Here is a 15,166-nt window from a genome sequence, read left to right as displayed (position 1 = left end):
CTCAAACGCAAAAAGGGCACCCGAAGGTGCCCTTTTCAGCGCCACGAAGAAAATGCGCGGCTTACCAGCCGGTCACTTCTTTCAGCGCGTCGCCAATTTGCGCCAAAGAACGAACGGTTTTCACACCGGCGTCTTCAAGAGCCGCAAATTTCTCATCGGCAGTACCTTTACCGCCAGAGATGATGGCGCCCGCGTGGCCCATGCGCTTGCCAGGAGGTGCAGTGACACCGGCAATGTAGGAAACCACCGGCTTGGAAACGTTGGCCTTGATGTAAGCCGCGGCTTCTTCTTCGGCGGTGCCGCCGATTTCACCGATCATCACGATCGCTTCGGTTTTCGGGTCCTTCTCGAACATCTCCAGGATGTCGATGAAGTTAGAACCCGGAATCGGGTCGCCGCCGATACCGACACAGGTAGACTGACCGAAACCGTGGTCAGTGGTCTGCTTAACGGCTTCATAGGTCAGGGTACCAGAGCGGGAAACGATACCAACGCGGCCCGGCTGGTGGATGTGACCCGGCATGATACCGATTTTGCACTCACCGGGAGTGATCACACCCGGGCAGTTCGGGCCGATCAGGCGTACGCCCAGCTCGTCGCATTTTACTTTTGCGTCGAGCATATCGAGGGTCGCGATGCCTTCGGTGATGCACACGATCAGCTTGATGCCAGCGTTCGCAGCTTCAAGGATCGAGTCTTTGCAGAACGGTGCCGGTACGTAGATCACGCTGGCTTCTGCGCCGGTTTTCTCGACCGCTTCTTTCACGGTGTTGAAAACAGGCAGGCCCAGGTGCGTCTGGCCGCCTTTGCCCGGCGTAACACCACCGACCATTTGCGTGCCATAGGCAATCGCCTGCTCGGAGTGGAACGTGCCCTGGCCACCGGTGAAACCTTGGCAGATGACCTTGGTGTTCTTATCGATCAGGATGCTCATTACTTGCCCTCCGCTGCTTTTACAACCTGCTGAGCCGCGTCGGTCAGACTGGTAGCAGCGATGATGTTCAGACCGCTAGACGCCAGTTTTTCAGCGCCCAATTCAGCGTTGTTACCTTCCAGGCGAACGACCACCGGGACGTTAACGCCCACTTGCTCAACGGCACCGATGATGCCTTCAGCAATCATGTCGCAACGAACGATGCCGCCGAAGATGTTCACCAGAACAGCTTTCACGTTGTCGTCAGACAGGATGATCTTGAACGCTTCTGCGACGCGCTCTTTGGTCGCGCCGCCGCCAACGTCCAGGAAGTTAGCGGGTTTGCCGCCACTCAGGTTGACGATGTCCATGGTGCCCATGGCCAGGCCTGCGCCGTTCACCATGCAACCAATGTTACCGTCGAGGGCGACGTAGTTCAGTTCCCACTTCGCCGCGTCGGCTTCACGCTGATCTTCCTGGGAAGGATCGCGCATGGCCTGCAGGTCCGGGTGACGGTACAGGGCGTTGCTATCCAGGCCCAGTTTGGCATCCAAGCAGTGCAGGTTGCCTTCGTCAGTGATGACCAGCGGGTTGATCTCAAGAAGTGCCAGATCTTTGTCGTGGAACAGCTTAGACAGACCCAGGAAAATCTTGGTGAACTGCTTCACCTGATCGCCTTCCAGACCCAGCGCAAAGGCCAGCTCGCGAGCTTGGTAGGGCTGTGCGCCGACCAGTGGATCGATTTCAGCTTTGAGGATCTTTTCCGGCGTCTCTTCGGCGACGGTTTCAATCTCAACACCGCCTTCGGTAGAGGCCATGAAGACCACACGACGGGTAGTACGGTCAACAACCGCACCCAGGTAGAGCTCGTCTGCGATGTTGGTGCAGGTCTCTACCAGAATTTTAGCAACCGGCTGACCTTTTTCGTCAGTCTGGTAAGTCACCAGGTTTTTACCCAGCCACTGCTCGGCGAAGGTTTTAGCTTCTGCCGGGTCTTTAATCAGCTTAACGCCGCCCGCTTTACCGCGACCACCAGCGTGAACCTGGGCTTTAACCACCCACATGTCACCGCCGATTTTTTTGCACGCTTCTACTGCTTCTTCGGGAGTGTCCACGGCAAAGCCTTTGGACACTGGCAGACCATAATCAGCAAACAGCTGTTTGCCTTGATACTCGTGAAGGTTCATCGATTCATGCCATTGGTTGCATGTGACTCGAACGATGATCAGCTGGCTCGACAGACTACCTGCAAAGCACTGATCATCCCCGTACTTTCAGTTTCCTACAAGCTACCGCGCAGGTCTGAAAGTGTTGCGCCACCTGACGGTGGCGCTTGGTTGTTGCTTAGCGAATTACTTACGCTTCTTACGGTTTGCCATATGAATCGCATGGCCTTCTACCGCAAGTGCCGCTTCGTGCACGGCTTCCGACATGGTCGGGTGCGCGTAGCAGGTCAGCGCGAGGTCTTCAGCGCTAGAGCCGAATTCCATCGCGATCACGCCTTGGGCGATCATTTCACCCGCGTGCTGACCCACGATGTGCATGCCGAGGATACGGTCAGTTTCCGCATCGGCAATGATCTTGGCGCTGCCTTCGGTAGCGTTGTTCGCCATGGCACGACCGCTGGCCGCGAACGGGAAGCTGCCAGTTTTGACTTCGATGCCCTTAGCTTTGGCATCTTGTTCCGTCATACCCACCCACGCCACTTCCGGGAAGGTGTAGATCACGTTCGGAATGGTGTCGTAGTTCATCTCGGCTTTGTGGCCAGCGATGATGTCCGCCACCATGATGCCCTCTTCAGACGCTTTGTGCGCCAGCATCGGACCGCGTACACAGTCACCGATGGCGTAAACGCCCGGCACGTTGGTGCGGCACTGGTCGTCGACGAAGATAAAGCCACGCTCGTCCAGCTCGACGCTTACACCGTCAGCGATCACGCCTTTGGTGTAGGGGCGACGGCCAACGCAAACGATCAGCTTGTCGAAGGTCATTTCCTGTTCGCCGTTGGCATCGGTGTACTTGACGACGACTTCTTCGCCTTTTGACTCCGAGCCGGTCACACGAGCGCCCAGTTTAATGTCCAGACCCTGCTTCTTGAGCAGCTTCTGGGTTTCTTTGGCAATCGCGGTGTCGACCATCGGCAGGAAGGAGTCCATCGCTTCCAGAACGGTCACTTCAGAACCTAAACGGTTCCAAACGCTGCCCAGCTCAAGGCCGATAACACCGGCACCGATAACGCCAAGACGCTTCGGCGTTTCCTGGAATTCCAGTGCGCCGGTAGAGTCAACAATCAGGCCTTCGGTCAGCGGGGTCGGCGGAATTTCCACCGGTACAGAGCCTGCCGCGATGACGATGTTGTCGGCGTCGTAAGTGGTGGTGTTGCCGTCGAGGTCGGTCACCTCAACCTGCTTGCCAGAAACCACTTTACCGGTCCCTTCGATGGCGGTAACGCCGTTAGCCTTGAACAGGCCAGAGATGCCGCCGGTCAAGTTCTTAACGATCTTGTCCTTGCGCGCCATCATCTTCTTGACGTCCATGGTGACGTCACCGGCTTCAATACCCATGTCGTCGAAATCGTGCTTGGCTTCGACGAACTTGTGCGACGCTTCAAGCAACGCTTTGGACGGGATACAGCCTACGTTCAAGCAGGTGCCGCCGTGTACGACCTTACCTTCTTTACCGATCCATTTTTCAACACAGGCGGTTTTCAGACCCAGCTGCGCAGCGCGAATAGCCGCTACGTAGCCACCAGGGCCTGCACCGATAACGATCACGTCAAACTTGTCAGCCATGTTGGCTCCTTTAGCTTGGTAGCCTCCTCCCGGTGGGATGACAGCGGGAAGGAGGCTGAGTGCGATTAACTAAGCGTGCTCATGAATAGCGAAGGCGGATCAGCGCGCTTCGTTATACGTCCAGCAGCAGACGAGCCGGGTCTTCCAACAGCTCTTTAATCGTAACCAGGAATTGTACCGCGTCTTTGCCGTCGATCATGCGGTGGTCGTAAGAGAGTGCCAGATACATCATCGGGCGAATCTCGACCTTGCCATTGACCGCCATCGGACGCTCCTGGATCTTGTGCATGCCCAGGATCGCAGTTTGAGGCGGGTTGATGATCGGCGTCGACATCAGCGAGCCAAAGATACCGCCATTGGTAATGGTGAAGGTGCCGCCCTGCATTTCGTCGATGCCCAGCTTACCGTCACGCGCCCGCTTACCAAAGTCGACGATCGTCTTCTCGACGTCGGCGATTTTCATGCTGTCGGTATCACGCAAAACCGGTACCACGAGGCCGCGATCCGTCGATACGGCCACGCCGATATCCTGGTAGCCGTGGTAAACGATATCGGTACCGTCGATGGAGGCGTTGACATCCGGGAAGCGCTTGAGAGCTTCGGATGCGGCTTTCACGAAGAAGCCCATGAAGCCGAGCTTGGTGTCGTGGGCCTTCAGGAAGGTATCTTTGTACTGGGCACGCAGCGACATTACCGCTCCCATGTCCACTTCGTTGTACGTGGTCAGCATGGCAGCGGTCTGCTGAGCCTGAACCAAACGCTTGGCGATGGTTTGACGCAGACGGCTCATCGGCACGCGCTTCTCGGCACGCTCACCCTCGACCGCTGGCGCAGCAGCGGCTTTGGCAGGCGCAGAGGATTTGGCCGCTTTCTTGGCCGAGCCATCTTTAACGGCTTTCTGAACGTCTTCTTTCAGAATACGGCCGCCTTTGCCGGTGCCTTCGATCCTGGACACATCCAAATCGTGCTCGGCCACCATTTTACGTGCCGCCGGTGCGAGAATCTTATCGCCGACTTTCTCGTCAGCGCCTTCGTCGTCGCTGCTGGAAGTGTCGTTAGAAGCCGGTGCGCTAGCTTCATCGCTACCGCCACCTTCAACGAAGGTCGCCAGAATCGCTTCGGACTCTACTTGGCTGCCCTCTTCGGCCTTGATCTCTTGCAGCGCGCCGTCAGCCGGTGCTACGACTTCCAGCACGACTTTGTCGGTTTCGATGTCGGCGAGTACTTCGTCACGCTTGACCGCTTCGCCGACCTTCTTGTGCCACGTGGCGACGGTGCCTTCCTGGATGGACTCAGGGAAGCTAGGCGCTTTTACATCGTGCTTTTTACCGCCGCCAGCAGGCTTAGACTCTGCTTTTGATTCGGTTTTTTCAGCGCTGTTATCGCTAGAAGCGCTCTCTTTAGAAGAACTATCTTCTTTGCTGCCAGACGCGCTGCCTTCGCCAATTTTGCCCAATACTTGCTCAGACTCGACGGTCTCGCCCTCTTCGGCCATTACGTCGGTCAGGGTACCCGCTTCCGGTGCGACGACTTCGAGCACCACTTTGTCGGTTTCGATTTCAACAATCAGCTCGTCGCGTTCGACGCTGTCACCCGGCTTTTTATGCCACGCGGCCACAGTGCCTTCGGCAACGGATTCCGGAAAGGTTGGCGCTTTGATCTCAGTAGCCATGTCGTTTCCCTTATGTGTTCTCTAAACCCGGTGGGCGCTTATAGATTAAAAGCGTCTTCCACCAGCTGGCGCTGCTGTTCAGTGTGGACGGACATGTAGCCCGCTGCCGGAGCAGCCGAGGCAGGACGCCCTGCGAATTTCAACTCACGCCCAAGGCCGTCTTTCAACATATCGGCCACGGTACGCATGTGGTGCTGACTGGAGTACCAGGCGCCTTGGTTCAGCGGCTCTTCCTGACACCACACGATGTCTTCCACATTGGCATACGCCTGGAGCACTTCCAGAAGCTCTTCTTTCGGGAAGGGGTAGAGCTGCTCTAGACGAATGATCGCCGTGTCGTCACGCTCGTTTTCAGCACGCCAGTTAGCCAAATCGTAGTAGACCTTACCGGCACACATGATGACGCGGGTGACGTTGTCGGCGTCGAGATTCGCTTGATCCGGCAGTACCATGTGGAACTTGCCGTGGGCGAGATCTTCCAGGCTCGACACTGCTTCTTTGTGGCGTAGCAGCGACTTCGGCGACATGACCACCAGCGGCTTGCGCAGCGGACGAATCACCTGGCGGCGCAGCAAATGAAAAATCTGCGCTGGCGTCGTCGGTACGCACACCTGCATGTTGTGCTCGGCGCACAGCTGCAAGAAGCGCTCCAAACGGGCTGAGGAGTGCTCGGGCCCCTGACCCTCATAGCCATGAGGCAGCAGCATGGTCAAACCACACAGACGGCCCCACTTGGTTTCACCCGAGGAGATGAACTGATCCACCACCACCTGGGCGCCGTTGAAGAAGTCACCGAACTGCGCTTCCCAGATGACCAGGTCATTCGGGGCGGTGGTCGAGTAACCGTATTCGAACGCCAACACGGCCTCTTCCGAAAGGAACGAGTCGTGAATGGTGAAGCGCGGCTGACCATCGGACATGTTTTGCAGCGGCACGTAGGTCGAACCATCTTTCTGGTTGTGCACGACCGCATGGCGGTGGGAGAACGTCCCGCGACCTACGTCCTGGCCGGTGATACGGATCGGATGGCCTTGGTCCAGCAGCGTGGCGTACGCCAGGGTTTCTGCAAAGCCCCAGTTGAGCCCCATGCCGCCCGCCTGCATTTTGCGACGGTCTTCATAGATCTTGGCAACCTGGCGCTGAACGTCGACACCGTCCGGAATGTCGCACATTTTCGCGGCTAGCTGCTGAAGGCGCTTCATATCGAAGGTGGTGTCGGCATCGCCGGTCCACTCGTGGCCAAGGTACGGCGCCCAATCCACGAACAGCGACGTGTTCGGCTCTTGCACCAGGGCGTTGGCCACGTGGTTACCCGCCACGAGATCATCGCGATAGGTTTCCACCATCGCTTTGGCGTCCTCTTCCGAGATAACGCCCTGCTCTACCAAGCGCTGCGCGTAAAGCGTGCGCGAAGAGGGATGATCTTTGATCTTGGCGTACATCATCGGCTGAGTGCCTGACGGCTCATCCGCCTCGTTGTGACCACGGCGGCGGTAGCACACCAGATCGATCACGACGTCTTTCTTGAACTGCTGACGATAATCCAGCGCCACTTGGGTGGCGTGAATCACTGCGTCAGGGTCATCGCCGTTGACATGGAAAATCGGCGCCTGAACCATTTTGGCAATGTCAGTACAGTATTCCGTAGAGCGAGCATCCAAGGGGTTCGAGGTGGTGAAGCCCACTTGGTTATTGATGACGATATGCACCGTGCCGCCCGTTTTGTAGGCACGGGTTTGAGACATCTGGAATGTCTCCATCACCACGCCCTGACCGGCGAAAGCAGCATCACCATGGACGTTGATGGGCAGTACTTTGCTGCCTTCATCGTCGTTACGACGATCCTGGCGGGCGCGTACGGACCCTTCGACTACCGGCGCAACGATCTCCAGGTGCGACGGGTTGAACGACATGGCGAGGTGGACTTCCCCACCCGGTGACATGACGTTCGAGCTAAAGCCCTGGTGGTATTTCACATCGCCAGAGCCACGCTCGATGACTTTCTTGCCATCGAACTCGTCGATCAGATCCGCCGGGTTTTTACCCAGGATATTGACCAGCAGGTTCAAGCGGCCACGGTGAGCCATGCCAATGACGACTTCTTTGGTACCGTAACCACCGGCGCGCTGAATCAGTTCGTCCATCATTGGCACGAACGACTCACCACCTTCAAGACCGAAGCGTTTGGTGCCTGGGTACTTGGACGCCAGGTAGTTTTCCAAACCTTCCGCTGCGGTCAAGCGCTCCAGTACGTGCTTACGCACATCGTCGCTGAACTTGGGCGCACTGCGGACAGACTCGAAACGACGCTGCAACCAACGCTTCTCTTCGGTATCGACGATGTGCATGATTTCGCAACCGATGGAGCGACAGTAGGTCTGCTCCAGCGCGTCGACGATGTCACGCAGCGGCGCTTTATCAATACCCAGGAAGAACGAACCGGTTTGAAACTCGGTGTCGAGATCAGCTTTAGAGAGCTGGTGGAACGACAGGTCGAGGTCGGGAACGGGGGTGGGATTACGCAGCCCAAGCGGGTCGATATTGGCCTTCTGATGGCCACGGAAGCGATAAGCGTTGATCAGCTGCAGGACTTTGACCTGCTTTTTGTTCTCACCGCTGTCGGGGGCGGCGGCTACCCGGCCCGGGCGGCTTTCACGGCCCAGTTGGTAGAACTGATCACGAATGGGGCTTAGTGGAACATCGTGGGAGGCACTGCCCTCAGGACGCGGCAGCTGGTCAAAATAGCTGCGCCACTCGTCTGAGACAGAATCAGGATCGGCGAGGTACTGCTCGTAAAGCGCTTCCACGTAGTGGACATTGCCACCACTAACGTGAGAGGAACGCCACATCAACTCCATTATGCCTTGTTGCATCTCTCGGTCACCCTGCACTGATGGGGTGGTATCGGCATCGCTGCATGCGCGCAACGACATCGCTATTGCCCTGCCGGCGGGGCGGGACGTTTGCCGGCGGCGCCGACCGAAGGCCGGAAGCCCTTGTTCATACACGTATTTGCGACGCGTTTCTCACTCAGTTCATGCTCAAAAGCCGGTACTTAAAGCACCGGCTTTTAAACTTGACTGGTCACGGTGCGACGCGTCGCCGCACCGTGACAGCCCCTATGATAACAAGCGAAGCGCTACGATTTAAGTAGCTTTATGCTGCAACTTACGTGGTAGACGCTTTTTCTTCATAGGATTAAGTAGTTACGTGGCGTCCGCGAGCAACATTTCACGAATTTTACCAATCGCACGGGTCGGGTTGAGCCCTTTCGGACACACGGCGACGCAGTTCATGATGCCACGGCAGCGGAAGACCGAGAATGGATCTTCCAGGCTGGTCAGGCGCTCACGGGTGGCAGTATCGCGGCTGTCGGCCAGGAAGCGATAGGACTGCAGCAGCCCCGCTGGGCCTACGAACTTGTCCGGATTCCACCAGAACGACGGGCACGACGTGGAGCAGCACGCGCAGAGAATACACTCGTACAGGCCGTCGAGCTTGTCGCGCTCTTCCGGCGACTGCAGGCGCTCGATGGCCGGTGCCGGGGTGTCGTTCTGCAGGTACGGCTGAATACGCTCGTACTGCTTATAGAACAGCCCCATATCGACCACCATATCGCGGATGACCGGAAGGCCAGGCAGCGGGCGGAGTGTCAGCTTGTTGTTTTTCACAACGTCTGACAGCGGCGTGATGCACGCCAAGCCGTTTTTGCCGTTCATGTTCATGCCATCGGAACCGCACACGCCTTCACGGCAGCTACGGCGATAGGCCAGACCGCTGTCTTGCTCTTTCATCAAGTGCAGAACATCCAGCACCATCAGATCGCGGCCTTTGGTATCGACCTGAAACTCCTGCATATAAGGTGCGGAGTCGGTTTCCGGATTGTAGCGGTATACGGATACCTGAAGATTGGACATGGTGACTCCCTCTCGTCGGTGCGGAGATTAGTAGGTACGAACCTTGGGCTCGAACGTATCGACGGTTTTCGGCTTGAAGTTGACGTCGCGCTTCTTCAGCTCTTTGCTGGCCGGGAAGTAGAGCGAGTGTTTCAGCCAGTTAACATCATCACGGTCAGGGTAGTCGTAGCGCGAGTGGGCACCACGGCTCTCTTTACGCTCGAGGGCAGCAATCGCCGTTGCTTCTGCCACTTCCATCAGGTTGTCCAGCTCCAGCGCTTCGACACGAGCCGTGTTGAACGCGTTGGATTTGTCCGGCAGGTGCGCATTGGCAATGCGGCTACGCAGGTCCGCCAGCTTTTTGACACCTTCTTGCATGTTTTTCTCTTCACGGAATACACCGAAAGAGTTCTGCATGATGTCTTGCAGCTCGGCTTTCAGCGCCGGAATGCTTTCGCCACCCTCTTCGGATTCGTTCCAGCGCGTGATGCGCTTCATGGCGAACTCGATGTCAGACTCGGAAGCGTCGAGGTATTCGATACCTTCGTTCAGCGCGCCTTCGATGAACATACCCGCCGCACGGCCGAACACCACCAGGTCAAGCAGTGAGTTACCGCCCAGGCGGTTAGCACCGTGAACAGATACACACGCCGCTTCACCACAGGCAAACAGGCCGTTGACGATACGATCGTTGCCGTCGTCGTCTTGGGTGATGGCCTGGCCATGGATGTTGGTTGGAATACCGCCCATCATATAGTGGCAGGTCGGCACGACCGGAATCGGGTCTTTCGCCGGATCGACGTGAGCGAAGGTTTTAGACAGCTCTACGATACCCGGCAGACGCTTGCCAAGAACTTCTTCACCCAGGTGATCGAGTTTCAAGAAGACGTGGTCGCCCTTCTCGCCACAGCCGCGGCCTTCGAGGATTTCCATGACCATGGAGCGTGCCACGACGTCACGACCTGCCAAGTCTTTGGCGTTGGGCGCATAGCGCTCCATGAAACGCTCCCCGTCTTTATTGATCAGGTAGCCGCCTTCACCACGGCAACCTTCGGTCACCAGGGTACCCGCACCGTAAATACCGGTCGGGTGGAACTGCCACATTTCCATGTCCTGCATCGGGAAGCCAGCGCGCAGCGCCATACCAATGCCGTCACCGGTATTGATCAGAGCGTTGGTGGTAGAGGCGTAAATACGGCCCGCACCGCCAGTGGCCAGAACCGTGGCTTTCGATTTGACGTGCACCACTTCACCGGTTTCGATGCACATGGCGATACAGCCTACTACATCACCACTGGCGTTCTTGACCAGGTCCACCGCGTACCACTCGTTCAAGAAGGTGGTGTTGTTCTTGAGGTTGTTCTGGTACAGAGTATGCAGCAGCGCATGGCCGGTACGGTCGGCTGCCGCACAGGTGCGAGCCGCCTGGCCGCCTTCGCCAAAGTTTTTCGACTGACCGCCAAACGGGCGCTGGTAGATACGGCCGTTATCGAACCGCGAGAACGGTAGGCCCATGTGCTCCAGTTCGAAGACCGCTTTGGGGCCTTCGGAACACATGTACTCTGCGGCGTCTTGGTCAGCAATGTAGTCGCCGCCTTTGACCGTGTCGTACATGTGCCAGCGCCAGTCGTCGTTCGGGTCGGCAGACGCGATGGCACAAGTGATGCCGCCTTGAGCGGAAACCGTGTGAGAGCGTGTCGGGAACACTTTGGACAGAACGGCTGTCTTCTTACCGGATTTCGCCAGTTCAAGCGCAGCACGCAGGCCAGAGCCACCGCCACCGATGATAATGGCGTCGAATGTCAGGCTACGAAGATTAGACATGTATCAAGCTCCCCACAGAATTTGAATGCCCCACACCAGATACACGAAGATGGCCAGAATGATCAGCGTCTGGGCACCCACGCGCAGGCGAGTGGACTTGAGGTAATCGGTGGTGACTGTCCACAAACCGATCCAGGCGTGCGCGGCGATCGAGATAAACGCCAGCAGCGAGAAAATGCGCATCCAGGTTTGCTCGAACAGACCGCTCCAGGTGTAGTAATCCAGATTCGGATTGAGCAGCAGGTAGGCGACCACGAAAACGGTGTAAAGGGTCAGAACGACCGCAGAAACACGCTGCATTAGCCAGTCAGACAGCCCGCTGCGCCCAAAACTTGTGATGTTGGTTACCATACCCAAACTCCTGCCAGAATGATCAGAACTGCGCTTACTACGACGGTCGCCTGCGCTTTTTTCACGCCACCTTCTAATGTCACGCCAATGTTGGCATCCATCAGCAGGTGCTTGATGCCCGCGACGAAGTGGAACGCCAAGGCAGACAGCAGCCCCCACGCAACGAACTTGGCGAAGAAATTGTTAGCCAAGGCGCTGCTGACAGCGTCGAAGCCAGCCGGAGATGACAGGGATTTACCCAACGCCCAAAAAGCGAAGATCAGGCCAACGAACAGGATGACACCCGTGATACGGTGTGTAATCGACGTTAGCGCCGGTAGTGGGAAATGTATCGTGGTTAGGTCTAGGTTTACGGGTCGTTTGCTATTCACGGCGTTATACACACTCTCTTGGCCCGCTCTGCGACAGGTCGGGCATAGCCCGAGCGGGCAGTGGTTGCTGGAAGGGGCTCGGCCGTTGCCAAGTCGGGCACGACCACCTACCTGCCGGTCGCGCGCCGTGGATTATAAGAACCTTAGCCCCTGCTGACAAACCGATCTCAGGCTTAACTCGACCATGGTGCAAGAAAAATGCCGCCTACCCGAGTCGATTTTGCGATGCAGCATGGTTATAGTGACAGCAGATTGATGGTTTGATAAGCCTGTTAACGTATCGTCAATCCTCTGGCACTTCGCTACTATGAACCCTCTATTCATCATATACAATAATTGTTCAAAACAACAATGTCTGTACAAGCGTTACTAGCGCTTAGGCTAATTGACAAAATGTCGCACACTTCTATAGTGGGCAAGCCTTTTCGCCGGCGCGGTATGCGAAACAACGACTTTACGTCCCAAACCGAATTCGAAAGGAGGCCAGCATGGCTGACAGGAAAGCGACATTGACGGTAGACGGTCTTGATAAAACGATCGAGCTGCCCATGTATTCCGGCACACTTGGCCCCGACGTCATCGACGTGCGCGGCCTAGGTGCTGAAGGCCTGTTTACCTACGACCCCGGCTTTATGGCCACCTCTTCCTGCCAGTCCGCAATCACCTATATTGATGGCGGCAAGGGCGTACTGCTGCACCGCGGTTACCCCATTGATCAACTGGCGAAAGAGTCGAACTTTGTAGAAGTTTGTTACACCCTGCTGTTTGGCGAACTCCCCAACGACGAGCAGTACGCTGATTTCGAATCGCGCATTCGCAATCACACCATGGTGCATGACCAGATCAACAACTTCTTCAAAGGGTTCCGCCGCGACGCGCACCCGATGTCGATTCTGTGTGGTGTCGTAGGCGGCCTAGCAGCCTTCTACCATGACCACATGGACATCACTCAAGAGGAAGACCGGGTCATCAGCGCTATCCGCCTGATCGCCAAGATGCCGACCCTGGCGGCCATGTCGCACAAGTACAACGTGGGTCAGCCGTTCAACTACCCGCGTAACGATCTGAGCTATGCAGAGAACTTCCTCTACATGATGTTCAGCAATCCGTGCGAAGAGTACAAAATCAACCCGGTCTACGCGAAAGCCATGGACCGCATCTTTATGCTGCATGCGGACCACGAACAAAACGCTTCGACTTCGACCGTTCGTTTGGCGGGCTCCACCGGCGCTAACCCGTTTGCCTGCATCAGCGCGGGTATCGCCGCCCTGTGGGGTCCGGCCCACGGCGGCGCGAACGAGGCCGTGCTGAACATGCTCGACGAGATCGGCGACGACTCAGAAGAGAACATTCAGCGCTTCGTCGACAAAGCGAAAGACAAGAACGACCCGTTCAAGCTGATGGGCTTTGGTCACCGCGTGTATCGTAACTTCGATCCGCGTGCCAAAGTGATGAAAGAGACCTGTGATGAAGTGCTGGCCGAACTCGGCATGGCCGACGACCCGCAGCTCAAAATCGCCAAGCGTCTGGAGCAGATCGCGCTCGAGGATGAGTACTTCATCGAACGTAAACTGTACCCGAACGTCGATTTCTACTCGGGCATCATCCTGAAAGCCATGGGCATCCCGACCAACATGTTTACCGTAATCTTTGCGGTGTCGCGCACCATTGGCTGGATCTCTCACTGGCACGAAATGCTCAGTGAAAGCTACAAAATCGGCCGCCCGCGCCAGCTGTACGTCGGTCACGAAAAACGTGACTATCCTAGCAAGTGATTTGGCGGCTAACGCGCTAATGCACGCATAGGATGACAAAGGCCACCCAAGGGTGGCCTTTTGTTTGCTCGTACCTTCTACCAACAACAAAGGTGTTTTATGCGATCTATCAAAACCGTTGCGTTTATCGGTCTTGGCGTCATGGGCTACCCCATGGCGGGCCACCTCACCAAGCAAGGTCTCACCACACGGGTTTATAACCGCACCGCCAGCAAAGCGGAAGCATGGGCCAACGCATTCGGAGGCACAGCCCACGCGACGCCTGCCGAGGCCGCCAAAGGGGCCGACCTAGTGCTGGTCTGCGTGGGCAACGACGACGACGTGCGCCAAGTGACTACCGGCAGCGACGGCGCCCTGAGCACCATGGACAGCGGAAGCTACCTGGTCGATCACACCACCGCATCGGCAGATTTAGCGCTGGAGCTAGAGGCTGCGTGCCGGGAGCGCGGCGTAGCATTCATCGACGCCCCTGTCTCAGGCGGGCAGCAAGGGGCGGAAAACGGCGCCCTCACCATCATGTGCGGTGGCGAGCAGGCTCACTTCGATGCGGTCGCCCCCCTTCTGAACCACTATGCACGTGCCGTGACGCTCATGGGTCCTGCCAGTAGCGGTCAGCTCACGAAAATGGTGAACCAGATCTGTATCGCTGGACTGGTACAAGGCTTAGCGGAAGGCCTGCACTTTGCCGAACAGGCCGGCCTAGATCAGCACCAAGTGATCGACGTCATCTCCAAAGGCGCCGCTGGCTCTTGGCAAATGGAGAACCGCCACACTACCATGATCGCCAACGAGTACAACCATGGCTTCGCGGTGGACTGGATGCGCAAGGATTTGGGCATTTGCCTAGAGCAGGCGCGACGACTGAACGCCACTCTCCCCGTCACCGCCCTGGTCGACCAATTCTATGCGGACATACAGCGTATGGACGGTGGCCGCTGGGACACGTCCTCGCTGTTAAAACGGCTGCGCAAGCCGGAATAACGCTTGACTTTCGGGCACTGCCAATCTGGACAGGGTTTTCCACACTATCTGTGGATAACCCTGTTCACAACCACTAGAAAACGTCCCACAATCGCCATGAACAGTGACCCAGCCTTAAATTGGTTATTTTTTAACCTAACATAAGTTACTGATTTAAAAGGATTTAAGATAAATCGCTGATTTTTTGCGTCATATTTATGCGGTTGTGCACAACCCGTTTTATCGAGATACAAAAGTGGACAAGTCAAGCACAATATTGACAAAAAACGCGTGAAATAGACGCAAGTTCTAAACGGCGGGAATGCAAAAAAGGCAAGTGAGAAGACTCATTGCTATTTGCGAATTAGGCTGTTTTGAAGAAGCAGATAAACGAGGTGGCGTCCCATAGGGGGTTCGAACCCCTGTTCCCGCCGTGAAAGGGCGGTGTCCTAGACCACTAGACGAATGGGACGTATCTGACCTGAGATATCTTGGACAATACAACACCAATGGAGATTGATGTTGGTGGAGCCTAGCGGGATCGAACCGCTGACCTCAACACTGCCAGTGTTGCGCTCTCCCAGCTGAGCTAAGGCCCCACATGTCGTGAAG

At 56.7% G+C, this 15,166-nt stretch carries 11 protein-coding genes and 2 tRNA genes; 2 read left to right on the top strand and 11 right to left on the bottom strand.

Annotation, left to right across the window (positions count from 1 at the left end; translation table 11 throughout):
• Positions 1-61: 61 nt before the first annotated feature.
• The 9 genes from sucD to sdhC all read right to left on the bottom strand — a co-directional run bounded on the left by sucD (position 62) and on the right by sdhC (position 11,819).
• Positions 62-934: a succinate--CoA ligase subunit alpha gene (gene sucD / locus AB6K10_RS08410; protein ID WP_044627828.1), complete on the bottom strand. Its 873-nt coding sequence runs from the start codon at positions 932-934 to the stop codon at positions 62-64.
• Positions 934-2,100 carry an ADP-forming succinate--CoA ligase subunit beta gene (sucC, locus tag AB6K10_RS08405; protein WP_016914526.1) on the bottom strand — a complete coding sequence of 389 codons (1,167 nt, stop codon included), beginning with the start codon at positions 2,098-2,100 and terminating at the stop codon, positions 934-936. Before sucC ends, sucD begins: the two co-directional genes overlap by 1 nt.
• Positions 2,101-2,265: 165 nt before the next feature.
• Positions 2,266-3,705 carry a dihydrolipoyl dehydrogenase gene (gene lpdA, locus AB6K10_RS08400; RefSeq protein WP_339118427.1) on the bottom strand — a complete coding sequence of 480 codons (1,440 nt, stop codon included), beginning with the start codon at positions 3,703-3,705 and terminating at the stop codon, positions 2,266-2,268.
• A gap of 112 nt (positions 3,706-3,817) precedes the next feature.
• Positions 3,818-5,377, bottom strand: a complete 1,560-nt coding sequence (odhB, locus tag AB6K10_RS08395) for a 2-oxoglutarate dehydrogenase complex dihydrolipoyllysine-residue succinyltransferase (protein ID WP_339118426.1) — start codon at positions 5,375-5,377, stop codon at positions 3,818-3,820.
• A 38-nt stretch (positions 5,378-5,415) separates the two neighbouring features.
• Positions 5,416-8,250 (bottom strand): 2-oxoglutarate dehydrogenase E1 component, encoded by a 2,835-nt coding sequence (locus tag AB6K10_RS08390; RefSeq protein WP_253017043.1) that lies wholly within the window; start codon positions 8,248-8,250, stop codon positions 5,416-5,418.
• Positions 8,251-8,583: 333 nt separating this feature from the next.
• Positions 8,584-9,294 carry a succinate dehydrogenase iron-sulfur subunit gene (locus AB6K10_RS08385; RefSeq protein ID WP_016914530.1) on the bottom strand — a complete coding sequence of 237 codons (711 nt, stop codon included), beginning with the start codon at positions 9,292-9,294 and terminating at the stop codon, positions 8,584-8,586.
• Between the two features lie 27 nt (positions 9,295-9,321).
• Positions 9,322-11,097: a succinate dehydrogenase flavoprotein subunit gene (gene sdhA, locus AB6K10_RS08380; RefSeq protein WP_305947816.1), complete on the bottom strand. Its 1,776-nt coding sequence runs from the start codon at positions 11,095-11,097 to the stop codon at positions 9,322-9,324.
• 3 nt (positions 11,098-11,100) lie between these two features.
• A complete protein-coding gene (gene sdhD, locus AB6K10_RS08375; protein WP_339118425.1) occupies positions 11,101-11,448 on the bottom strand; it encodes a succinate dehydrogenase, hydrophobic membrane anchor protein in 348 nt (115 codons plus the stop codon).
• Positions 11,442-11,819: a succinate dehydrogenase, cytochrome b556 subunit gene (sdhC, locus tag AB6K10_RS08370; protein ID WP_217352983.1), complete on the bottom strand. Its 378-nt coding sequence runs from the start codon at positions 11,817-11,819 to the stop codon at positions 11,442-11,444. Before sdhC ends, sdhD begins: the two co-directional genes overlap by 7 nt.
• A gap of 488 nt (positions 11,820-12,307) precedes the next feature.
• Between sdhC and gltA the strand changes: the two genes are divergently transcribed.
• Entirely contained in the window at positions 12,308-13,594 is a 1,287-nt protein-coding gene (gltA, locus tag AB6K10_RS08365) for a citrate synthase (RefSeq protein ID WP_139525436.1), read from the top strand.
• 99 nt (positions 13,595-13,693) lie between these two features.
• Positions 13,694-14,575, top strand: a complete 882-nt coding sequence (locus tag AB6K10_RS08360) for an NAD(P)-dependent oxidoreductase (protein ID WP_339118424.1) — start codon at positions 13,694-13,696, stop codon at positions 14,573-14,575.
• A gap of 375 nt (positions 14,576-14,950) precedes the next feature.
• On the opposite strand, the gene AB6K10_RS08355 is transcribed toward AB6K10_RS08360, so the two are convergent.
• Together AB6K10_RS08355 and AB6K10_RS08350 are read right to left on the bottom strand one after the other, a co-directional pair.
• Positions 14,951-15,026 (bottom strand) — tRNA-Glu (locus AB6K10_RS08355).
• A gap of 51 nt (positions 15,027-15,077) precedes the next feature.
• Positions 15,078-15,153, bottom strand: a tRNA-Ala gene (locus AB6K10_RS08350).
• Between the last annotated feature and the right edge of the window lie 13 nt (positions 15,154-15,166).

The sequence above is a fragment of the Halomonas sp. BMC6 genome (assembly GCF_964204995.1).
Lineage (GTDB): Bacteria > Pseudomonadota > Gammaproteobacteria > Pseudomonadales > Halomonadaceae > Vreelandella.
Note: the sequence above shows the minus strand (reverse complement) of the source record. Positions and strands in the feature narration are given on the sequence as shown.